Source organism: Streptomyces sp. NBC_00239 (assembly GCF_036194065.1).
Taxonomy (GTDB): Bacteria; Actinomycetota; Actinomycetes; order Streptomycetales; family Streptomycetaceae; genus Streptomyces.
In genome coordinates, this window is sequence record NZ_CP108095.1 from 153646 (window position 1) to 175249 (window position 21604).

Below are 21604 nucleotides of genomic sequence, written 5' to 3' on the forward strand. Positions count from 1 at the left end.
GCCTTCAAAGGTCGTGGTCGTCGGACGTGGTGGTCGCGGTCTCGCGCACACCCCAGCCGATGCCGATCACACGACCGGTCTCCGGCAGCGGCTGCACCTCGGCCGGTACAACGAACGAGCAGTACCAGTGCCCGAGACCGTCCTGATTGACCCGCACGCTCGCGGAAGAACACCACGGCTGACCACCACGCACCGCCCACCCGCCCGTCCAAGGCTGCCTCGCCGGCACCGTGGAGCAGGACATGCGGCGACAGTCGACGGGCGTACGGAGCAGAAGGAGTTCGGCAACGACGCGGTCGTTCTGCAAGGTGGCCGGCTCCCTCGTAGGGGTGGCCGCGGCACCCGCGGCGAACTGCCCGGCTCCGACCGGCCGTCGCAGGGTTCATGAAGCCGATACGAGCAGCGCATCGCTGAACCCGGCCTGGTGACCAGTGCTGTGCCGCCGAAACCGATCTCCACGGACTGGCCGGAGGCGGCGCCAGGCCGAGGGCCCGGCCGAAGCTGCCGCCGGCGGGCAGTGGGCCGTGGCGGCGACTGGCTCAGCCTCGTTTTGTCGAGGCCGGCGACATGAGTTGCGATCGCGGCGAGCAGGACGAGGACAGCCGCCCTCGCCCCCGGCCAGTGGCCTCGTACTTCCTGGAAGAATTCGCCGTGCCCGGCATGTCTCACCCCCAGGGAAGGACGTCGGAGCTCCAGCCGGGTGCCTGGGTCTCAGGCGGGTTCGCGGCCCAAGGAGGTGGCGCGCCGGTAGTACTCGTAGAGGCCGTCGAAGACGGGGTTGGCGATGCTCATGGTGTGGGTGTCGTCGCCGATCATGGACAGGCCGCGCAGGACGACGTCGAGGCCGGGGGCTTCGGGGGCGTGGAAGCGTTCGTCGTCAATGTCGGCTTCGTGGACGATGTCCGCGATCCGTCGCAGGGCTGGGTCGTCGGTGAGGTGGTGGACGCCCAGGATGGTCTCGAAGCTGCAGTCGCCGTGGTGGTGACCGAGTTCGGCGCCGCGCATGTCGAAAGGGGTGGCGTCGGCGGGGACGTGGGAGGGGTCGGTGACGAACACGAACTCGGCGTCGGGGTCGATGAAGCGGCGGATCAGCCAGGCGCAGGCGGCGCGGTCGATGTGGATGCCGGCGCGGGTGGCCCACTTCATGACGTGCTCTCTTCCGTGGTGTTGGCGGGGTGCAGGGCGTTGACGGCCTGCTCGGCTGTGTCCCGGTCGGGTGAGGGGAAGTAGTCGCGGCGCTGGATGCGCCGCAGTTCGGCGCGCAGCCGGGTCAGCGCGCGCCGCCGTTCGGCGTCGTCCCCGGCGCGGGCGGCTTCGGCCTCGGTGCGCACTTGCTCGTACTCGGCGGCGCGGGCCTGCGTCATCGTGTCGATGAGCTGGTGCTCGTCGCCGGCGGCGACCGGGTGAGCGATCCACACGGTGGCGGCGCCGGCGGAATCGGTGACCTCTTCGGCGATCCATTCCAGCTGTTCGCGGGTGCGGGCGTCGTCGGGCAGCGCGACGAGGCCGTCGCTGATCTGCGCGACGCCCAGGCGCTTGAGCTTGCGCCACACGGTGATCCGCGGGGTGGAGGGCTCCCGGGGCAGTCGGTAGGACATCAGCACCCACTGGCGCTGCTCGGGGTCCGGGCCGCCCATGTCAGGCGCCCCGAGGCCCGGTCGCGCCCGGTGGCTGCAATGAGCTGTTCACGTCCATCCCCCGAGATCCGCCTTCCTCCGGCCAAGCTGTGATGTAACCATGGTTACACAGCAGTGGGCGGGGTGGGTGGCGCGGTCGCGTACACCCAGGCCGTCCGGACCCCGGCCGCCTCGTACGGCCTGATCAGGACGAAAGAGGGAGTGCCGGTGTCCGCCACCGACCAGCCGCCCAGCCCCCGGGCTCGAGCCGACCGCGCCGTCACCGGCGGCGGGGACGTGATTCCGCTGCCGCAGGCGACCCGCGCCTGGTTCGCGATCTCCTGGCAGACCTTCGGCGGCCCGGCCGGGCAGATAGCAGTGATGCAGCGGGCCCTGGTCGAGGACAAACGCTGGATCGGCCAGCAGCGGTTCAACCACGCCCTGTCCTACTGCATGCTCCTTCCCGGCCCGGAAGCCCAGCAGCTCGCGATCTACACCGGCTGGCTCCTCAATGGCACCCGCGGCGGACTGATCGCCGGCACCCTCTTCGTCCTCCCCGGCGTCCTCGCCCTGCTCGCCTTGTCCGCCCTCTACGTCGCCTTCGGCTCGACCGCAGCCGTCACCGGCGTCTTCGCCGGCCTGGCCCCCGCGGTGGTCGCCATCGTCGCCCAGGCCGTCTCCCGGGTCGCCCAGCGCTCCCTGAACCACCCGCTGCTGATCGCCCTGGCGGTGGCCTCGTTCGCGGCGCTGGCGCTGTTCGCGGTGCCCTTCCCCGTGGTCATCGCCGCAGCCGCCCTCGCCGGCTGGCTCATCGGCCGCTACAGGCCCGACGCGCTCAAGCCTTCGGGCGGGCACGGCGCCGACGACGGGCCCGCGCCACTGATTCCCGACGACGCGCTGCACCACGAGCAGCCCAGCCGCCGCCGCACCTGGCGCATCCTCGCCTCCGGGCTGCTGCTGTGGGCCGTCCCCGTGGCCGCGGTCGCCCTCCTGACCGGTACCGGGAGCGTGTTCACCACCCAGAGCGTTTTCTTCTCCGGCACCGCGCTGGTCACCTTCGGCGGCGCCTACGCCGTCCTGGCCTACGTCGCCCAGCAGGCCGTGCAGACCTACGGCTGGCTCACGCCGAAGGAGATGGTCAGCGGCCTGGCCCTGGCCGAGACCACCCCAGGCCCGCTGATCATGGTGGTGCAGTTCGTCGCGTTCCTCGGCGCCTACCGCGACCCGGGCACCCTCGCCCCCTGGGCCGCGGCCCTCCTCGGCGCCCTGCTCACCACCTGGGTCACCTTCGTGCCCTGCTTCCTGTTCATCTTCCTCGGCGCCCCCTACATCGAGCGCCTGCGCGGCAACCGCCGCATCTCCGCCGCCCTGACCGGCATCACCGCCGCCGTCGTCGGCGTCATCGCCAACCTCGCCCTCTACTTCGCCGAACACGCCCTCTTCACAGACGTGGACGAGAAGACCTTCGGCCCGGTCACGCTCGCCCTGCCCGACCTGGGCACGCTGCGTCCAGCGGCCCTCGTGATCACGGCGATCGCGGCGCTGCTGATCTTCAAAGTCCGGTGGAGCGTCCTGCGCACCCTCGGCATCTGCGCCGTCCTGGGACTGGGCGCAGCCCTCACCGGACTCCCCGGCATCTGAACCGCCGAGGAGATGCCCAATGGGAACATTCGCCGCGCCGGGGGTGCGGGGGGCCAATCAGAAGCAGCGCCGCGACCGGCTCTGGCAGACGCAGCGCGCCGCACCACCGAACCCGGCGTCGACTGGGCCGGGGAGGTGAGCGTCCGGGGGCACCGAGATCAGCGCAGCGCGGGGCGACCGGCTTGCTTGCGGGCGACGCCGGCACAGATCCTTCGCTACAACCACGGGTCAAACCGAGTTGGCACCCGCGCGTTCACAAGCGTCGACCGTGATTGGGTGCTCATCGCCGAGCTCACCCAGGGGTGAGCGGGCTCGTCGGGCGGTCCTCCGCGGGTCGCCAGGGCCCCGATGCGACGGTGTTGACAGCGCGGAGGCCCCGCCCGCACCGGGGGTCGCCTGGTGCGGGCGGGGCCTGTCGAGCCCGGTCCTACTTGGTGGTGGTGGCGGTGATGTCGGCGGGGTTGGTGAGGGTGCCGGGGATCTTGTTCCAGGCCGTCCAGGAACCCGTCGTGGTGTCGAGGGCGATGTTCTGGACCTGCCCATTGGTGCCGGTGGCGTAGACGTGGATGTTGTCGGCTGCGGAAGCGCTGGCGATGCGCGTCAGGCCGGTGCCGCCGATCTTGTTCCAGGTGGGGTTCCACATCCCGGCGAGGTAGTCGGCACTCTGGTTGTAGAGGGCGCCGTCGGAGCCGATGACCTGGACCTGGACGGTGTGGCCGACGCGGGCCGTCGTGATGTCCTTGGCGCCGGTGATGCCACCGGGGATCTCGCCCCAGACGGTCCAGGTGTTGTTGCGGGTGTCGAAGTCGCGGCCGTAGGCCTTGCCGGCGTTGATGCCGACCAGGCGGACGAAGGGGCCGGCCTTGACGCTGGAGATGCCGGTCAGGCCGGTCCCTCCGGCGACGGGGGTCCAGCCGCTGTTCCAGCGGCCGGCGTTGTAGTCGCCCGTCTGGGTGTAGAGGTCACCGCTCGAGCCGATGACCTGGACGTAGAGGACGTTGTTGATCATTGCGGCGGAGACGTCCTTGACGCCGCCGGCGCCACCGGGGATCTCGGTCCAGTTGCCCCAGGTGTTGTTGCGTACGTCGTACTCGCGGTCGTAGACCTTCCCGCCGGCGACGCCGACGTACCGGATGGTGCTGCCGGTGTCCACGCTGGTGAGGTGGGTGATCGCGGCGCCTCCGATGCCGGCCCACTGGGCGTTGAACACGCCGGTGGCGACCGCACCGTTCTGGGTGAACAGGGAGCCGCCGGCGCCCGCGGCGAGCGTCACCTTCGACGGGGGAACGGATACGGCCACGGCCACGTCGGCGGCGCCGGCGAGACCGCCCGTAACCTCCTTGAAGGCGGTCCAGGAACCGGTGGCGGGGTCCATGGTGGCGTTGCTGGCCTTGCCGCCCGCACCGAGAGCGTAGAGCTCGATGCCGGTGGGGGTGGAAACGCTGGTGATGCGGGTCAGGCCCGTGCCGCCGGCCTTGGCCCACGAGTCGTTCCAGCGGCCTGCGTCGTAGTTGCCGAACTGGGTCCAGATCGCACCGTCGGAGCCGATGATCTGCACGTGGACGTTGTTCCCGACGGTGCTGGAGGCGATGTCCACGGCGCCGCCGGCGCCGCCCGGGATCGCACCCCACGCGGTCCAGCTGCCGTTACGGGTGTCCAGGTCACGGCCGTAGACCTCGCCGCCGCCGATGCCGTGGACGCGCACGGTGGTGCCCGATGCCGTGCTGGTGATGTGGGAGAGCCCGGTCGCGCCGACCGCAGTCCAGTTGGTGTTCCAGCGGCCCGCCTTGTAGTCGGCCGCCTGGGAGTAGAGGTTGCCTTCGGATCCGACGATCAGTACGTGGACGGTGTCGCCGACCAGCGAGGCGGTGATGTCCTTGGCACCGGCCGCCCCTCCGGGAACCTCGCCCCAGCCCGACCACTTACCGGTCGCGCGGTCCAGGTCCTGGCCGAACACCCGGCCGCCCGCGATCGCGTAGGCGCGGACGATCTCGCCGTGACGGACCGTGCTCACCCGGGAGACGTCCTTCCCGTCCACCTTGGCCCAGGCCTGTCCGTACTCCCTGTACCCGAGGTTTCCGAACTGCGACCACATCGTCCCGCCGCCGCCTGCGAGGAGGGACACCTGCGCACCGTTGCGGGGCGCGGTGACCTCTCCCACCCAGGCGCCGAGGTCGTCGGTGCGGACGGAGAGGGCGCCGGTGCGGGTCTCGGTGGTTGCGGTGCCGAGGCAACCACCCTGCCAGGAACGGCTGTTGACGCCCACCAGTTCACCGGCCGCGTTGAGCAGCGGGCCGCCCGTGTCGCCCTTGCAGATGGCGTCGGTGCCCTTGCCGGTGATGGTGAGTGCGGTGGCGTCGGAGGCGCCGACGCTGAAGGAGCCGACGTGGAGCTTGCCGGGGACCCACTCGGTCTTCGTGCGCCCGAATCCGACCGCCGTCAGGTCGGCCCCGGCTGCGGGCGCTGCGCTCGCCCGCTTGATGCCGGCGATGCCGGTCGTCGCGGTGGCGAGGCGCGCCATGACGAGGTCGCGGTCGCTGCGCGGGACGAGTTCGACGACGTCGACGGCCTTGCCGTCGGAGAGGGTGGCGACGGTCTTCAGGGCCGGCTTGCCGGCGGGGACCGAGGTGCCCGGGGTGGCGGCGAAGCAGCTGGCGGCCGTTAGGATCCATCGGGCGTCGACGAGGGTCGCGGTGCAGGCGCGGGAAGTTTCCTCGTCGCCGATGTTGAGCTTGACCACCGACTTGTACGCGTCGGTCGGGGCTTCGGGGCCGGTGAGGGCGAGGGCGGGGGCGGCGGAGATCAGGCCGGCGGCGACCGCGGTGGCGGAGAGCAGGACGGTCATCCGCGCCGGGCGCAGACGGGGTGCGAGCATGGTTCTTCCTTCGGTGAACGGGTGCGCGGGGAAGTGAACGGGTGCCGTACGGCGGCCGCTTGGGCGCCGTGCGGGTGCTACTTGGAGGTGCGGATCTCCATGAGCATGAACTCGCGGCCCTGCTCGTCGGCGCTCTCGCCGACCGCGGTCCAGGAGTTCTTGTTGACGTCCCACGTCTTCTCTTCCGCGCCGACCTTCATGTCGACCTGGGCGGCGTAGTCGTTGCCCTTGACGGCGAAGACCGAGGGGATCTCCAGGGTCAGGTAGCCGGTGGTGCCGGTGACCTTGAAGCAGATCTTCTCCTTGGCGCGGGACCAGACCTCCAGGAGGTTCGTCGCGCTCGCGCAGTCGGCGAGGAGGATGTGGCCGTCACCGCGCTTGAGGGTGATGTTCTGCTCGGCGAGGATCTTGTCCGCGTTCGGGTAGCCGAAGTCCTCGATCGCGTACCCGGGACCCTCCTCGGCGATGCCCTTCATCGCGGTGACGTCCGCAGCGCCGCCCTCGGTGGCGCCACCCGCCCCGGCGATCGCCAGCCACGCCAGCGCGCCGGCGGCCGTGGCCGCGCCCACCGTACGGACGACATTCTTCCGTGCCTTCATCCCTACCCCAGTCTTCAGTTCCGGTTCACTGACCGGAAGTGTCATACGGATGCGAAGGCTCATGTCCGACCAAGACAGAGACGCGTCAAAGAAGGCGATCTCTCCCTGGAAGCCCCCAACTTCCGACCGGATCTTAACCGCACACCCGGCACGCAAATCAAGTCCGTAAAAGCAAAGACGGCGGCTGGTCGGGCAATTGCCAGGCATCAATGGATGTACAGGAGGGCGCGTTTCATCGACGTCCCGCAGGCGGGGCATGCGCAACCGGAGGCTCGGGGGCCGTGGGGATGAGTGAGGTGGCTCACGTGAAAGCCGGGCGCGCCGGCCAGGGATTACGCGGCAGTCAGGGATGTTATGTCTGATTCAAGCGGCCCGACATCAGCCCCGCGAAGCGCCACCAGCCCGCGTGGATAAACGAACGTTGATTCCTCATCATCTACCGTCTAGCCAAAGTGCCGTGTATCGCGTAGGGTCATGCCGCACGCTCCCCTAGCTGGGTCTTCTGTTTCATGGCCAGTGGTTTTAAGCGCGACTCGCCACTTCCTGCGCTGCGCCCCGCCGCATCTCTTTTTCGGCGCGCCATGCATCGATGGTGAAAGCTGCTTTTGGCTTGCCCGTGGACGAGGGCCGCGTATTTTCGGGGAAATACCACCGACGCAGGGCGCCACCCTTCGGCCCTGTCCGCTCCCGTACGGCCCGGCCCGATCCAGCCCGGGGGGGGCGGTCGCTCGCGGCACCGCCTACGTAGGATCCCCCCGCATGTGGCGGCGTGACCGGCACGACGGGCGCCTGGATCATGTTCCGGAGCTGCGTGATGGGCGTGCGGGTCGACTCCGAAGGTGTCACCGAGCACGGGCTGGGACGCTCGAAAACCGTGCCATGGTGCGCCATCGACACGGTCAACACCAGTGGCGGAACCGGACCGGCCCCGCCCAGGCCTCCGGGCCGGCCCTCAAGAACGGCGACAGGCTCGGGCTCGGCGCCCTCGCCTCCTACTCCACGCGCACGGTCAACACCGACCTCGCCCTGATCCGCTACCGCCACGCGACCCACACCACTGCCTGCCACCACTGCACGCCCACATGAACGGACGAACGCCCCACGCCCGGCCCGCCCATGCCATGGTGTTCAGCAGTCGTGAGGATGGTTCACACTTGCCGGACAGCTTGGGCCCGCCGGGGAGGGTGCGTGGAAGAGCCAGGATTCTGTGTCCGGCTGACCGAGGCAGGCGACCGGAAGACGGCCGCGGTCCGTGCGCTCCGGACGGTCACCGGCCTCAGCCTCTGGAACAGCAAGCTGATGCTGGACCGTGCACCGGTAGCGGTCACGGAACCCAACTGGCTCGAAGCAGCCCAAGACGCGGCCGAGATACTCTCGGTCGCGGGTGTACGGGCGACGGTCGTCTGCGACTGGTGCGACCGCACCGTCACACCACAGGCCGGGCCACTCGACCCGGCCCCGTGCAAAGGCCCATGGCCTTCCCAGACCTGCCGCGCCAGCCACCCACCAGACACGGACTGGGCACGGCGACAGATGACGAACTCGCCGCCAGAGCCGACAGACACCCCCTGACCGGACACCACCCGCTCCTGTGTATCCACCAGCAGGTCATCCCGCGACCTCTAGCGTCCCGGACTCGGCGGCCTGCGTCGATTCCTGCGCCGTGAGCCGTTCTCCACCACGCCGCCCGCCCGGCCCTGCGCGCCTATCTGGGCCGGCGGAACGCGAGCGCCCGCCAAGCCGGCGTCCTGGCCGTCCAACGGCGCTGACGGGGGGAACAGATCGAGGGGAACGCGTGGCCGGGCGGGTACGGAGGGGGCTGTCGGGCTCTTGTTCTGCGTGAGTCGACACGCAGCTTCGGGCAGCATCCCGGGGCCCCCGCACAGTCCGTGACGCGGCGGACCGCGCGGCGCGGTACGCGAGGGCCGGGGTCTCGTGGTCTCCCGGCCCTCGCGTGTCTCGGGTGCTACTTGAGCACGCCAGCCCCAGTCGTCGTCGCCAGCGACGTGGGCAGGTTGCTCGCCGAGGCTTCCAGGCCCGTCGTGAGGGTCGGGGTCCAGTTGACCGTGGTCTTCAGGTCCTTGGACGAGGCGGCGTTGTAGGCGGCGACGAGGTCGGTCACCGTGCCGTTGACGAGGTTGCCGGAGCCCTTGACCGAGCCGGTGCCGTCACCGCTGAGGAGCTTGGCGGCCTTCGCGCCGGACGGCAGCTTCCAGTAGTTGTTCTCCGCGACGATCTGAGCCTTTGCGCGGGAGTTGATGCTGTACTGCGGCGTGTACCCGTTAAGGAGTGTGACGTCGTAGTAGTTGTTGTAGATGTGGATCTGGCCAATGCGGGCCAGCGGGGCGCGCTGCATGATGCCCTTCCACACGTTGTGGTGGATGGAGACGCGCAGCTTGCCGACGCTGTCGGTGTCGCTGCTGCCGATCAGCATCGTCTTGTCGTGGTTGGTGAACTGGTTGCGCGAGACGGTCACCAGGTCGGATCCCTTGGTGATGTCGAGGGCGCCGTCGTGGATCTGGTACTCGCGGCCGAAGTACTTCGGGTTGGCGCTGTCGAAGTGCGGCGCGTCGGTGAACGTGTTGTGGTCCGACCACACGTGGGTCGCGCCGCGCAGGGACACCGAGTCGTAGTTGGAGTTCCAGTTGCCGTCGTCGCCGTCGGTCGGGTCCCACTGCGGGAAGCAGTCCTCAGTGGCGGCGAAGGTCAGGTTGCGGACGATGACGTTGTCCACGTTCTGTATCTGGAGCATGGCCCCGGTGAGGCCCGCGTTCGTGCCGGGGACGCCCACGATCGTCGTGTTGGCGGGGACCTTGAAGACGATGTTCTGGCCCTGCTTGGCCTGGGCGGCGGCCCGTGCCTTCTCCTGGGTGCCGGAGGGCAGCTTGGAGCGGCCGTAGGTGGCCGGGTCGTATGCCTTGAGGTAGGCAGACAGCGAGTAGCCGGTACCGAGGGCGTAGTCGGCGCAGGTCAGCTTCTTTCCTCTGTCATCGGTGTTGGCGTCGATCAGGCCGTTGATCTTGATGATGCGGGGCGTGGTGTCGGAGACCGATCCCAGCGCCTTCACGAGCTGCGCACGGGTGGAGACCGTGAAGGTGCGGGCGGCGTCGGCCTTCGTGCCACCGGTGGTCCCCGTGCCGGAGGACGCCCAGCCGTCCTTCGCGGTGAGCGTCTGGTGGTACAGGTCGACGGTCCCGGCGTTCGCGTTCATCACGACGACACCAGAGCCGACGCATGCAGCCACGACGGCCGCGCAGAGGACGGCGGCACGACGGGAGCGGAGGGACCTGCGATGGGAGCGAGCAGCCACGAGGCTTCCTTACGGGGGGGAGGAACAGGGTTACGCCCTGTCAGTAGCCGCCGACCCGTGCAAGGTTGCCGCGTGCGGGGATGTTTTTTGCAGGCCGGGTCAGCAGCCGAACCTCATTCGGGACGAAGAGGTCGTGGGTACACATCCCGCCACCCCGAGAGCCAATGAAGCAGGTGGCGGACGGGGCACCGCGTCTACGACGAGGCCGACGTACCGGACGCACGGCTGGCCCACCAGCTCAGGCGAGGCGGCAACCGGCTGGAGCACGTCGCCCCGCTGATCGTCCAGATGCGGGCGGCCGGCGGCCTGGAGCCGCTGGAGGCCGCACTCTACGACCGGCACGATCGGCTGTCGGCCTACCCTGTGGTGGATCCCGTTGGCCGAGCCGTTGACCAAGTCAGTGGTTAGCTGCCATATTACTTGCATGCCTCAGGATGCCGATCGCTACTACGCCCAGCCGACGCTGGATCAGGCCACACGTCAGATCCGGAGCTACGGGCTGACCGCCGATCCGCAAGCCGTTCTGGTCGCGGTCCGGCTGATGGCCACCGGCGCTCGGCTCGGGCAGGCGGCCGAGGTGCACTTCGGCAGGTTCGGCCTCTCCACGGGCCGCTACCGGCTGCTGGCCGACCTTGAGGACTGCGGGGGCGAGAAGTCGCCCTCGCACCTGGCGGCCGGGCTGGGCGTATCGCGGGCCACGGTTACCGGGCTGGTGGACGGACTGGAGCGGGAGGGCTTGGTGGCCCGCCGCTCCTCCCGGGAGGACGGTCGGGGAACCGTCGTCGTGCTGACGGCGCGCGGTGCGCAGCGGCTGCAGGAGATGGCGCCCGAGCACTTCCGGCGGCTGGAAGCGATGGTCGGCGGGCTCACCGAGGCTGAGCGCGGAACGTTCCTGGAGCTGCTGGAGCGGATCGCGCAGGGCATCGGCGCACTGGTGGAGGAGTAAGCCACAAGGGAGCAACGCAGCCGCGCTCGCCGCCCAGCGCGGCCTTTTTTCCACCCAGATAGTTAGCTGGCTAATCACCTGTTTTCGAGAGGATCGCATGACCAACACGAACCAACACGTGAGCCAACAGGCGGGCCAACGGACCGGCGGGCCGCCGCCGTTCGTGCTCTGGCGCGAGGTCGCGATGGGCTACGTCGCGCCTGCGGTGACGGCCGGTGCGGGGGCGCTCATCGGCGGGAACACCCAGTTGCTCTGGGCCGCCGGGACCTCGATAGCCGGTACGTCGGCCGTGGTCGCCTTCCTGGTCGGCGGCTGGCTGCAGCTCTTCGGTCGCCGCCGCACAACCGGGCCGGCGCATCGCGCCGCGCTGTCACTGGCCGGGGCCGCCCTCGCGGCCGTTCTCGCCCTCGCCTGCGCCTGCGCGGCCCAGTACTGGCGGCCTGGCTGGACCGGGTCGTCCCACGGACCGGCGCTCGACCGCCTCTCCTTCGACCTGCCGCTCTCCGCGGCGCTCGCCGCCACGATCGTCGGCTGGCGCTGGCGCGGCCGGTCCACCACTCGACCCCTGAAGGGAAACCTATGATCATCGTCATGGGAGCCACCGGAGCGACCGGCGGCGCACTGATACGCAGCCTGGCCGACAGGGCGATGCCGATGCCGGTGCCCTGTCGAGCCCTCAGTCGCGAGCCGCAGCGACTGCGCGCCCGCCTCGGCGCGGCGGCCGGCCCACTGGTCGAGGCCCATTACGCCGACGCGGCCGACCCCGCTTCCCTGCGCGCCGCGTTCAGCGGCGGCCGGCAGCTCTTCCTCACCATGGAGAACGGCCCACGGCAGATCGAATTCGAGCTGCGCGCCATCGAAGCCGCCTTGGACAGCGGCATCGAACACATCGTCAAGATCTCCTCTCCGGCCGCCGAGCCGGACTCCCCGGTCGTGATAGCCCGCGGCCACCACACCGTCGAGACCCGGCTGCGTACGGCCGGTGTCACCGCCACGGTCCTGCGTCCCTACGCGTTCATGCAGAACCTCCTGCTGCTCGGGCCGGGCGTGGCCCACGGCGGCCTGGTGGTGGGGGCGATGGGCGAGGCGCCGTGCAACTACGTCGACTGCCGGGACATCGGCGAGGTGGCGGCCGCCGTCCTCACCCGGCCCGAACTGGCCGGCGGCACGTACAGCCTGACCGGAGCCGAGACCTGCTCCTTCGGCCGGCTCGCCGAGCTGCTGAGCCGACTGCGAGGGCGTCCCGTCCGCTACCTGGACCTGCCGCCGGAGCAGCTCCGCGCCCAGCTCAGCGCCGAGCGCGGGCTGCCGGGCTGGCTGGCGGACCACGTGGTGGAGATCCAGCAGCTCGCGGTCGCCCGACCGGAGGCGCCGACCGACACCGTCGCCCGGCTGCTGGGACGCGCCCCGCGCGGGCTGGAGTCCTTCCTGACGGAACACATCGACGTGTTCCGCTGAGAGAGGCGAGGTCTGCGGCATCAGCGGCGGCAGGGTCACGGCGGGCAGGCGCCGCCGCGGCCGATGGCGATGGCGATGGCGATGGCGATGGCGATGGCGATGGCGATGGCGGTCAGATTGTTGCCGTACCAGGCCAGGGCGGCGGTCTCCAGGGTGCGGTACTCCTCCACCGGGGCCGCTGCCGACCAGGTCGCTCCGTCCGAGGAACGCAGGTGCAGTACGCCCTCGGAGTCGGGGAACAGCAGGTACAGCGTCGGCCCCGCGACCGCGAGCCGTACGTGCCGTGTCGGCCGCGGGCTCAAGGAGGCCGGACCCGCCGGCGTCGTCCGTATCCGCGCCAAGATGGCCCGCGTCGTCGAGCTCGCCACCGTCATGGGCTCCGGCAGCGTCGATCAGGCCCTCGGGCTGGCCGCGACCGCCGGGCGCTTCGCCGACGAGGACCTGCTTTCCACCCTGGGGCATATCGCGGCGAACCGACCCGATGGTGAGTTCGTACGCGCGGACGAGGCGCACTCCGTCCATCCGACATGCCCGGTCGTGAGCCTCTGCCACTGTCGCCGGGCGCGGACGGCCCCTGCGGCATTCCGCCGCGCCACGCGCGGTATTCCTGCCGCGCTCGCCGATCCCTGCGCGGGGCGCGCGGCTGCCCCGCGCCGTCGGATAGGGTCCTGAGCGCCAATGGACCCGACCGAGGAGGGCCGGTATGACCGACGGAGAGCAGCCTCTCGGCGGTGGAACGGCTGTGACCGCCGGCAGCGGGCAGAGGGACGAGCGCATACGTCGCATACGCCGGCGCCTGGAGCGGCTCATCGGCATCGCGGCGACCGAGGGCAACGCCCTGCGGCCCCTGCGCAACGGGGACGAGATCTTCGCCGCGATGCTCGATGCGATCGGCGGGGCCCGCCATACCGTCGACATGATGACGTTCGTGTACTGGCGGGGTGACATCGCCCGGCGTTTCGCCGAGGCGCTCGCCGACCGGGCGCGTGCGGGGGTGCGGGTGAGGCTGCTGCTGGACGGTTTCGGCAGCCGTCTCATAGAGCGGGAGCTGCTGGACCGGATGAGCGAGGCCGGAGTCGAGGTCGCCTGGTTCCGCAAGCCGCTCTACCTCTCCCCGCTCAAGCAGAACCACCGCTGCCACCGCAAGGTCCTCGTGGTCGACGAGCAGACGGCCTTCACCGGCGGCGTCGGCATCGCCGAGGAATGGTGCGGTGACGCCCGCAACCCCGGAGAGTGGCGCGACACGCACGTCGAGGTCCGGGGGCCCGCCGTAGACGGCATCGCCGCCGCGTTCGCCCAGAACTGGGCCGAGTGCCACACGGAGCTCTTCGATGAGCGCGACCGGTTCGTCAGCCACGAGCCCAGCGGGAGCGCCATCGTGCAGGTCGTCCGCGGATCGGCGAGCTTCGGCTGGCAGGACATGCAGACCCTGATGCGCGTGATCCTCGAATCGGCCGAGGAGCGGGTCCGTCTGGCGACCGCCTACTTCGCTCCCGACACGTACTTCATCGACCTGCTCTGTGCCACGGCCCGCCGGGGCGTGGAGGTCGAGATCCTGCTGCCCGGTCCTCACACGGACAAGCGGGTGTGTCAGCTTGCGGGACAACACCACTACGAGGCGCTGACCGACTGCGGCGTACGGATCCACCACTACCAGCCGACCATGATGCACGCGAAGATCATGACCATGGACGGCGTCGTCTCGCTGATCGGCTCCACGAACTTCAACCGCCGCTCCCTCGACCACGACGAGGAGGTGATGCTCGCCGTCATGGACGCCGAGTTCACCACCACCCTTGACGCGCACTACGACGAGGACCTCAAGGCCAGCGAGCCGATCCGCCCGGACCGCTGGAGGCGCCGCTCGCTGCTGCAGCGCGCCCGGGAGACCGCCGTACTGCCCGTCCGCCGCTACTTGTAACGGCAGGAGGCGGGGCGGGGCTGCGCCGGATCACTTCCCGGCCCGCGCGAGCACGGCGTTGAACTGCGCGCCGGCGAGCAGCGCCAGGTTGGTGAACCACAGCCACACCAGGAAAACGATGACGCCCGCCAGCGATCCGTAGAGGCGGCTGTAGGTGCCGAACTGCGTGTAGAGGGTGAAGAGCGCCGAGGCACCGAGCCACAGGAACGCCGCCAGGGCGCCGCCCGGAAACCCGCGGCGCGTTCCGCGGGCTTGAGCGGGCCCGGACCGGTACAGGATGAGGATCAGGGCCGTGACGATCACCAGGAGCACCGGCCACCTCAGGACGGCCATGGCCTCCGTGCCCGAGTAGCCGGCGGCCGCCGCGAGTCGGCGGGCCACGGGGCCGGTCGCGACGAGGCTCGCGGCGCCCGCGACGAGCAGGGCCAGCAGCACGGCGGCGGTGAGGACGAGGACGTGCGCCGCGCGCAGGGGCGGCCGCGTGTCGGGCAGCCGGTGCATCGTGTGCAGGGCGCGTCGGAAGACCGCCAGGTAGCTGGAGGCGGACCACAGTGCGCTCAGGACGCCGCTGACGAGCAGTAGCCACAGGGAGGACGGCTCCGAGGTGAGGCCGTTCAGGGCCTCGCGGAGCACCTGGGCCGACTGGGGAGGCGCGTAGGAGGTGAGGTCGCGGATCAGGCGCTCGCGGGTGCCCGCGCCGGCCAGTCCCACCAGGGAGACCGATACGAGCAGGGCGGGCACCAGCGCGAGCACCGCGTAGTAGGTGAGGGCTGCCGCGTAGTCGGCGATGTTGTCGTGCCAGAGGCGTACGGCCGTGCCGCGCAGGGCGGAGCGCGCTCGCCTCGGCAGCTCGGCGGCGCGGTGTCCCGGGGTGCTCCGGTGCGTGCGGAGAGTGTTCGATTCCACAGTGCGCTCTTGCCCGGCGTCACCGCTCTCATCCTCCGTCCGGACCCCGCTCGCGGTGCGGTCGCCTCGTCGCACCTCGCTCCACCCCTGCGGCCCGGGCCCGGGGGGCCGGAGCCGGGGCGGGCCGTGGCCTTCGCCCGCCCCCGCCATGGTCAACGGTCCCCGGTGAGCTCGGCCCCGTCGGGAGCCTCCGGGTTCGCAAGGGATCGACACCATGGACACTCTCTGAAGTCGTTCGCTGGAGGGGGCCGGGACAGCGAGAAGCCCACCCTGTATTCGTCCCGGAACCCCGCTGTCGGCATGGTGTTCGTGGGAGGCGGGGCACTTTCGTCGGCCGCGCCTGCTTCAGCCAGGCGACGTGTCAGCTGCATGAGTGCCGCACGCACCGTGCACACCGCTCGCGTTGCCGCCGGCCATCGGCCGCGCAGGGCCGAGTACCCGCGGGAGGTCATGCCGGACCTCCTCTCGCCGCGGACACCGGGATGATCCGGAAGGAACAGGCCTCTCCGTTGGAAGTGGCTTTTCGAGAGGGGCCATCACTCCAATAGTCCGATGATACGTCTTTCGCTTTAGGCATTCCTAGCCATTTCCCTCGCCCGATACGGAAGTGCATCAACCAGGAATTAGACACTCCGCCACCGCTTTATGCGACTTTGTGCGACCCGATCTTCGGCGCCACAAATCAACAATGTGCAGTTTGCCGGGGTTTTTGCGCCCTCCCCAATGTGTCGATTGCCGGGGTTTGCCCGCCGCGCTTGGAATGCGAGGGCTGCCAGGCTTTTCCGCGTTCCCGGCAATGTGTGGATTGCCGGGGTTTTTCAGCGACAGCCGTCCTTCCCATTGGGCGAGCAGGCACCACTGAGGCCGGGCACGTCGTCAGAGCTGCAGTCGGTCGTCAGCGAGTGACGTCAACCGCAAGCAAGGAGCTGCCCCGCGCGCGGAGGATGACGGGATGCGGCACGGTCCGACAGGGCCCCGGGGCAGCTCAACCGGCCCCAGGGCGACGCCGACAGACGTGCCCGCCGGCCGCATCAACGAAGCGCCTTCCCGAAGGGGCATCCCGGCGGCGTCCACGTGGAGGGACAGCACACGCTCGAAGCGTTGCTGCCGTCTCAGCTCCAGGGTGTCAACGCGCCACAGGCAGCCTGTCCCCGACGACCTCAGCGCGGCGAGAGCGGTCGCCAAGACCGCCGAGACGAGCACGATCCACAGGAGGATGCCTACCACAACTGGTCCTTTCGAAGGCTGTAGCTCCAAGGGGTCCACAGGACCGGAGCTTCGTCGACCACCGGCATAACGCATTGGCATATGCAGAGTTGCGCCCTGTCCTCCGATTGCAGTCATGTGAAGCACGTCGCCAGCCTGGGACGCGGTCCTTCTACCGACGATCAGCCAGCTGCCGTCGGCGACTGGGCAGGAGTCAGGCAGGGCGCAGCCTCGACCTGCGACGATCCGCGCGGTGGAGTGGCTACGCGGCTGCCCGGGCTGGGGAACTGTGGACGGAGCCGGCGACGGGGCTCACCCGACCAGGGGAAGACACGCATGGCGGGTCACGGCAAGAACCGGCAGCAGCGGCGGCGCACACACCGCGCCCGCTTGAGCTCCTTCACCGGCCGGCTCGCATGACACACGGCGGGGCATCCGCGTCGAATCGCGCGTAAAATGCCGCCAGTCGAACCGATGGACGGGCGGGGTGCAGGGTGCCGGTTGGGCTGGGGGTCGCATCGGTCGCAGCTCATCGCCCTCTGGACCCGCGGAACGCGGGGAGCGAAAGGAGTTGCCGCGCCGGACTTACCGGTCCGCTTGTAGAACCGATAAGACTGGGTCAACACGCAGTCGTCGACCACCATCACCCGGATGGCGCATACCCGGACCAACATCGACTGCGTTTATGGAATATGACAACAGCAAAGTTCCCCGTCTTCTTCGGCAGGACCGCAGAGAAAGTCGGAGAGGGAGGCCTCTATCACTCCGGGGCCATCCGGATCGGGAAGTGGATTTTCACTCCCGGCTCAGCCGACTCGGGCGAGAACCGCCACGCAAGGCTTGAACACGAGAGTATGGAAATCGATCTGAGCTACTCGTCCTCGGTCTTTGAGGAGTTCCTCCATAGGATGAGCGTGATCCAGGTCGAGTTCGGCAGGCGGTCGGGGAGCACTGCGCCCGCCACGGCTGCCGGCGAGTGCCCGGGTGGTAGCTCCCGTGTATGAGCCGTACGGGTACTCGGACATCCCGGATGCCCACCCCCAGCCGGCGACCTCCGCGTTCTGGGGCCAGCCGGAGCCGGGACAGCACCTCTCCGCCGGACAACCGCTCGGCGGGTCCGGCGAGGTGCCTCCCCCGCGATACCCGGCCGAGGAGTTCTCCAGCTTTCTCCAAGAGAGCGCTGCGCCCGCGCAACCGGAGCCCTTCTCCCGAGAGGCCGTGGGCGGCACCGGTGACACGGCGAGCGCCCTCGGCCTCGTCACCGGGCTGATGCACAGCCCCACCGGGCGTGCGCTGGCAGAGGCCTCCGGTGGACACCGCCGAAGCCCGTCGAAAACGCCGGTGGTGACCCTGCTCGAAACCGGCAGTTTGTTCACGGCCACGCTGGTCGCCGCCATCGCCGCTGTGGTCAGCATCCTCAGTGGTCTGGCCATCTGCGATGCTCTGCGCCACAGTGCTGGGCCCCACACGGCCCGCGCAGTGGTCAGGTGGTGGCCCCTGCTGATCTATGGCCCCTGGATGGTGGCCTCTCTGTCGATCCTCAGATCGGCCCTGCACCAGCGCCGGGCGCTCCATTCCTGGTCCATCGTTCTGCTGTTCTCCACTCTGGCCACACTTCTGTGCGTGGCCCAGGCACCCAGAACGATCGTCGCCGGAGCGGCCTCCGCCCTTCCTGCCGTCGCGGCGTTGGCCTGCTTCCAACAGCTGGTCCGCCAGATCACGCTTACCCGACCGCCTCGCCAAGTGGCGCCGCGACACCGCAACCCCATGCCCCCCGCGCCCGCGCCGCTCAGGACGAGGGCCACGGTCGGACAGCGCCCGGGCCGTGTCAGTCCCGACTACCCGACGGCAGACAACGGGCCCGTCCGCTCTCCGTCCCCCCGTCACAGATTCGGGTACGGCAGATGACGGTTCTACGGGAGCGACGGCGCCACGTGCCCAGGCCGGCTCAACGGCTCTCGGCGCGGACGAACGGTCGCGTTCACTGTTGCCGTACCAGGTGGCGGAGCGCCGTGGCACCCGAGTGGTGATCGATGTGGCACGGGGGAGGCGTGGGCCGCCTCTCGATTCCTCGATCGTCTGCCCGGCACCGGTCAGGGAGCTCCAGCGGGCGCAACTCCGCACGGGCCGGGTGGGTCGGCTTGCCGACATTCTTGGCCTCGGAGGGATCGGTCCGCCGTCCAAGCCGGGGAGCAAGGATCCTGTGCGGGCGTCCCAGTGCAAGCGGCACTGTCGGACCACGACGCGGGAGCCCGGGGCATCCCATGGGCGACGACGGCCCGGGGCGAAGGCGATAGCAGCCGCTAACTCCCTGGCCAACCCGATCCTTCCCACACGTCAAAGGGGCGCTCGTCCTGCACCTTTGAAACGAAGATCGAAAGCGATAGTCACGGGCCGTTCGCAGACTCGGCCCGACGGGGCTACCCATCCCCGCGCCCCCCGGGCGTCCGGTCGCTGCTGCACACCCAAGCGACGTGCCGAAGGGATGGTCATGCCTCGCCCCCGGCAGTGAGACCTGCGCCGGCGGCACCCCGGTGTACGTGCCGCCCAGGTGACCAGCGCCGCGGCAGCCACGGGCATCGCGCGGAAAGGACCGCACCCCGGCCGAAAGGCCCACCCACCCCGCTGCGGCCCCCTGCACCACGCGCTCCGGCGCCTCAAATCCACGTCCATCACGAGAGGTCGGCACCATGCCGTACGAATTGACCTTCGCCGAGCGAATCCAGTACAAGCGGCTCCAGGACGCCGCCTACCAGGCTGGTGAAGACGCTGTCACCAACCTCAAAGCGGCGCTCGCGCTCGCAGACCTGACCCTTCCCTCCCTGGGTAATGACGGGCCGGTAGCCGGCCACGGCTTCGTCCACCTCGGGGGGTGCAACGCGGATTTCGCCAACCGGCTCGCCGAAGTAGTCGCGGCAGGTGCCGAGGCTCTGAGGCGCCGACGGTGAAAGAAGCTCCCGTGCGCGCCCTGGCCGCCGGGGAGCGCCGCCCGCGTCCGCGGCTGGTCACGGACCGGCCCCGCGGTGCCGTAGGGTGGGGTTCACCGACGCGGGGTGGAGCAGCTCGGTAGCTCGCTGGGCTCATAACCCAGAGTTCGCAGGTTCAAATCCTGTCCCCGCTACTGCCCGGAAGGGCCCGGATCCTCAAGGATCCGGGCCCTTCCGTCGTTCCCTCGAGCATCTCAGGTGGGGCGGCGCGGTCAGCGGCTTCGACCGGGCCCCGCGCCTTCGCCGCCTTAGCCGGCCGTCGGCAGCTCAGGTGCGGCCGCCGACGGCGTCGGGCGCCCACCGACCGTGCTGTCAGACCGCGCCGTACAGCCGGAGGCGAAGGCGTATCAGGTCGGGAGGATCCGCCACGTGCTTGAGCCGGTCGAGAAGAAGGCCGATCCGGTGATCGTCTCCGTACGGAGGCGAGGCGCCACCATGTCCACTCCCCCGCCCGTCCCCGCGTCAGCCCCGGAGGCGACCGACCCGCCCGCTCCCGCCGGCGCCCCGCTGCCGTACCGGCTCCTCGGCGCGGCCGAGGCCGCCATCGTCATCACCGCGGTGGCCGTCCTCGCCGTCCTGGAGCACCCCGTCCACGCGCTCCTGACCACCCTCGCCGCCGCCACCGCCCTCCTGATCCCGCCCGGCCACGCCGGGCGCCTGCTCGCCGCCCTCAACGCGCTCAAGGGCGGCCGCCCGTGACCCGCACACCCAACCGCACCGCCCTCGGCCGCCCCCGCGCCGAACCCGTTACCCTGCGCGGCCGGCTACGCTGAGTGGTCTGGACTGACGGCGCGACGCCGGGAGTTGCCTCCGTGCCCTCCCGGCGTAGGGCGAGCGCCGTGCCCGCGACCAATCCGGATGCTTGTTCGTCCGTCGTTGCGTACCCTCCCCGGAATGAGAGACGTAACGGTACGCGCGGTCAACCGGCTGACGAAGCACTGGGCCGGGGCCGTGGTGACCGGAGCGCAGGGCACTGTGCTGACGGCCGCCGGAGTGTGGCCGCTGCTCGCGTTCCTCGCGGATGGCGCGGGCGGCCCGGCCCGCGGTGAACTCGCCGAAGCCGTGGGCCTCCCGGCGGCAGACGCGGCCGATGCGGCCCGGGAACTCCTCGCCGGCCTGAACACGGTCCGCGGTCTCGCCGCGGCGACCGGGCTGTGGACGAGCCGGGAACTGCCACTGGAGGAGGCGTGGGCCGACCGACTGCCCCACGGGACGCACGGGGTGCTCACCGGTGACGCCGACGCCGACCGCAAGGCGCTCGACGGCTGGGCCGAGCGGCAGACAGACGGCCGGGTCGACCACATGCCGGTGCCCCTCGACGCGGACCCGCCCATGGTCCTGGCCTCGGCCTTCGGCCTGCGGACGAAGTGGATCAGGCCGTTCAGGGCGGTACCGGCCGACCTCACCGAGGGGCCGTGGGCCGGACGCGATGCCTTCGGGCTCTACCGCGGCAGCTCCCTCCTCGACCGGGTCCGGGTGGCCGAGGCGGCCTGCGGCCCGCTCACCCTGCTGGAAGTCGTCGGCACCACCGGAGTCGACGTCCACCTCGTCCTGGGCGAACCCGGCGCCCGGCCCGGTGACGTGGTGAGCGGCGGCATCGACGCCGTGACACGCGTCGTCCCCACGGTCGACGGTTACGCCCTGCCCGACGGTTCACCCGGCCCGGGGCTGACGATCGGCACGCAACTGTCGCTCGACCGCGAACCCCGCCTGGACGTCGAGACGGTCGCCTTCTCCGTCACCGGCACCCACGACCTGCTGGAGCAGGCCCGGCTGTTCGGCCTGGAGACGGCCGCGGACGTCCGCTCCGGCCACTTCCCCGGAATCGGCAGCGTCCCCTTGGCGGTCGGCTCGGCCCACCAGGCCGCCGTCGCCCGGTTCGACGCCGAAGGATTCGAGGCGTCGGCCGTCACCGCGCTGGGGATGGCCGTGGGCTGCGGCACCGCCCGCATCCGGTACCGGACCCGCCGCATCCACGCCTCGTTCCAGCGCCCCTTCGGCTTCCTCGCCGTCCACCGCACCTCCCGCCTCGTCCTGGCAGCCGGCTGGGCCGACGAACCGCTGCCGTGTCCGAGCGACGCCTGGGGCTTCGACCCGGACGACGAGGACGACTTCTGACCGGTCGATCAACGCACCGAT

At 70.4% G+C, this 21604-nt stretch carries 19 protein-coding genes, 1 tRNA gene and 2 pseudogenes; 14 read left to right on the plus strand and 8 right to left on the minus strand.

What is annotated here, in order from left to right; translation table 11 throughout:
- Positions 1-7 precede the first annotated feature (7 nt).
- From OG764_RS00870 to OG764_RS00880, 3 genes and pseudogenes are all read right to left on the minus strand, one after another.
- Positions 8-163 (minus strand): annotated as a pseudogene (locus OG764_RS00870) (RNA-guided endonuclease TnpB family protein); the annotation flags it as partial.
- A 548-nt stretch (positions 164-711) separates the two neighbouring features.
- On the minus strand, positions 712-1146 hold the full coding sequence (locus tag OG764_RS00875) for a chromate resistance protein ChrB domain-containing protein (RefSeq protein WP_328966405.1): 435 nt from the start codon (positions 1144-1146) through the stop codon (positions 712-714).
- Positions 1143-1637, minus strand: coding sequence for a Chromate resistance protein ChrB (locus tag OG764_RS00880; protein ID WP_328966406.1), 495 nt, complete (start codon positions 1635-1637; stop codon positions 1143-1145). Before OG764_RS00880 ends, OG764_RS00875 begins: the two co-directional genes overlap by 4 nt.
- 114 nt (positions 1638-1751) lie before the next feature.
- Here OG764_RS00880 and chrA point away from each other — a divergent pair, with 114 nt between their 5' ends.
- Positions 1752-3257, plus strand: a complete 1506-nt coding sequence (gene chrA, locus OG764_RS00885; RefSeq protein ID WP_328966407.1) for a chromate efflux transporter — start codon at positions 1752-1754, stop codon at positions 3255-3257.
- 427 nt (positions 3258-3684) lie between these two features.
- Here the strand turns inward: chrA and OG764_RS00890 are convergent, their stop codons facing one another.
- Both OG764_RS00890 and OG764_RS00895 read right to left on the minus strand, forming a co-directional pair.
- A complete protein-coding gene (locus OG764_RS00890; RefSeq protein WP_328966408.1) occupies positions 3685-6132 on the minus strand; it encodes a trypsin-like serine protease in 2448 nt (815 codons plus the stop codon).
- A 77-nt stretch (positions 6133-6209) separates the two neighbouring features.
- Positions 6210-6731, minus strand: a complete 522-nt coding sequence (locus OG764_RS00895; protein WP_328966409.1) for a hypothetical protein — start codon at positions 6729-6731, stop codon at positions 6210-6212.
- 879 nt (positions 6732-7610) lie between these two features.
- Here OG764_RS00895 and OG764_RS00900 point away from each other — a divergent pair.
- Positions 7611-7817: a hypothetical protein gene (locus tag OG764_RS00900; RefSeq protein WP_328966410.1), complete on the plus strand. Its 207-nt coding sequence runs from the start codon at positions 7611-7613 to the stop codon at positions 7815-7817.
- A gap of 57 nt (positions 7818-7874) precedes the next feature.
- Positions 7875-8303, plus strand: a complete 429-nt coding sequence (locus tag OG764_RS00905) for a ribosomal protein L7/L12 (RefSeq protein ID WP_328972846.1) — start codon at positions 7875-7877, stop codon at positions 8301-8303.
- Between the two features lie 394 nt (positions 8304-8697).
- Here the strand turns inward: OG764_RS00905 and OG764_RS00910 are convergent, their stop codons facing one another.
- Positions 8698-10041 carry a pectate lyase family protein gene (locus OG764_RS00910; RefSeq protein ID WP_328966411.1) on the minus strand — a complete coding sequence of 448 codons (1344 nt, stop codon included), beginning with the start codon at positions 10039-10041 and terminating at the stop codon, positions 8698-8700.
- 177 nt (positions 10042-10218) lie between these two features.
- Between OG764_RS00910 and OG764_RS00915 the strand changes: the two are divergent.
- From OG764_RS00915 to OG764_RS00930, 4 genes and pseudogenes are all read left to right on the plus strand, one after another.
- Positions 10219-10449 (plus strand): annotated as a pseudogene (locus tag OG764_RS00915) (hypothetical protein); the annotation flags it as partial.
- A 16-nt stretch (positions 10450-10465) separates the two neighbouring features.
- Positions 10466-10987: a MarR family winged helix-turn-helix transcriptional regulator gene (locus tag OG764_RS00920; protein WP_328966412.1), complete on the plus strand. Its 522-nt coding sequence runs from the start codon at positions 10466-10468 to the stop codon at positions 10985-10987.
- Between the two features lie 97 nt (positions 10988-11084).
- Positions 11085-11570 (plus strand): hypothetical protein, encoded by a 486-nt coding sequence (locus tag OG764_RS00925; RefSeq protein WP_328966413.1) that lies wholly within the window; start codon positions 11085-11087, stop codon positions 11568-11570.
- Between the two features lie 8 nt (positions 11571-11578).
- Entirely contained in the window at positions 11579-12445 is an 867-nt protein-coding gene (locus OG764_RS00930) for an NmrA family NAD(P)-binding protein (protein ID WP_328966414.1), read from the plus strand.
- A 35-nt stretch (positions 12446-12480) separates the two neighbouring features.
- Here OG764_RS00930 and OG764_RS00935 read toward each other — a convergent pair whose 3' ends face one another.
- Positions 12481-12747, minus strand: coding sequence for a hypothetical protein (locus OG764_RS00935; protein ID WP_328966415.1), 267 nt, complete (start codon positions 12745-12747; stop codon positions 12481-12483).
- Between the two features lie 40 nt (positions 12748-12787).
- Between OG764_RS00935 and OG764_RS00940 the strand changes: the two genes are divergently transcribed.
- Together OG764_RS00940 and OG764_RS00945 are read left to right on the plus strand one after the other, a co-directional pair.
- Positions 12788-13117 (plus strand): hypothetical protein, encoded by a 330-nt coding sequence (locus OG764_RS00940; protein WP_328966416.1) that lies wholly within the window; start codon positions 12788-12790, stop codon positions 13115-13117.
- Between the two features lie 31 nt (positions 13118-13148).
- A complete protein-coding gene (locus OG764_RS00945) occupies positions 13149-14366 on the plus strand; it encodes a phospholipase D-like domain-containing protein (RefSeq protein WP_328966417.1) in 1218 nt (405 codons plus the stop codon).
- Between the two features lie 30 nt (positions 14367-14396).
- Here the strand turns inward: OG764_RS00945 and OG764_RS00950 are convergent, their stop codons facing one another.
- The gene (locus OG764_RS00950; protein ID WP_328966418.1) at positions 14397-15272 is read right to left on the minus strand and encodes a YihY/virulence factor BrkB family protein; all 876 of its coding nucleotides are present in this window, start codon (positions 15270-15272) and stop codon (positions 14397-14399) included.
- A gap of 1898 nt (positions 15273-17170) precedes the next feature.
- Between OG764_RS00950 and OG764_RS00955 the strand changes: the two genes are divergently transcribed.
- The 5 genes from OG764_RS00955 (at position 17171) to OG764_RS00975 (ending at position 21583) form a co-directional block, all read left to right on the plus strand.
- Positions 17171-17482 carry a hypothetical protein gene (locus OG764_RS00955; protein WP_328966419.1) on the plus strand — a complete coding sequence of 104 codons (312 nt, stop codon included), beginning with the start codon at positions 17171-17173 and terminating at the stop codon, positions 17480-17482.
- A 1686-nt stretch (positions 17483-19168) separates the two neighbouring features.
- Positions 19169-19426 (plus strand): hypothetical protein, encoded by a 258-nt coding sequence (locus OG764_RS00960; protein ID WP_328966420.1) that lies wholly within the window; start codon positions 19169-19171, stop codon positions 19424-19426.
- 99 nt (positions 19427-19525) lie between these two features.
- Positions 19526-19599, plus strand: a tRNA-Met gene (locus OG764_RS00965).
- Positions 19600-19834: 235 nt separating this feature from the next.
- Positions 19835-20164: a hypothetical protein gene (locus OG764_RS00970; protein WP_328966421.1), complete on the plus strand. Its 330-nt coding sequence runs from the start codon at positions 19835-19837 to the stop codon at positions 20162-20164.
- A 195-nt stretch (positions 20165-20359) separates the two neighbouring features.
- Entirely contained in the window at positions 20360-21583 is a 1224-nt protein-coding gene (locus tag OG764_RS00975) for a serpin family protein (protein WP_328966422.1), read from the plus strand.
- The last annotated feature ends 21 nt before the right edge of the window (positions 21584-21604 follow it).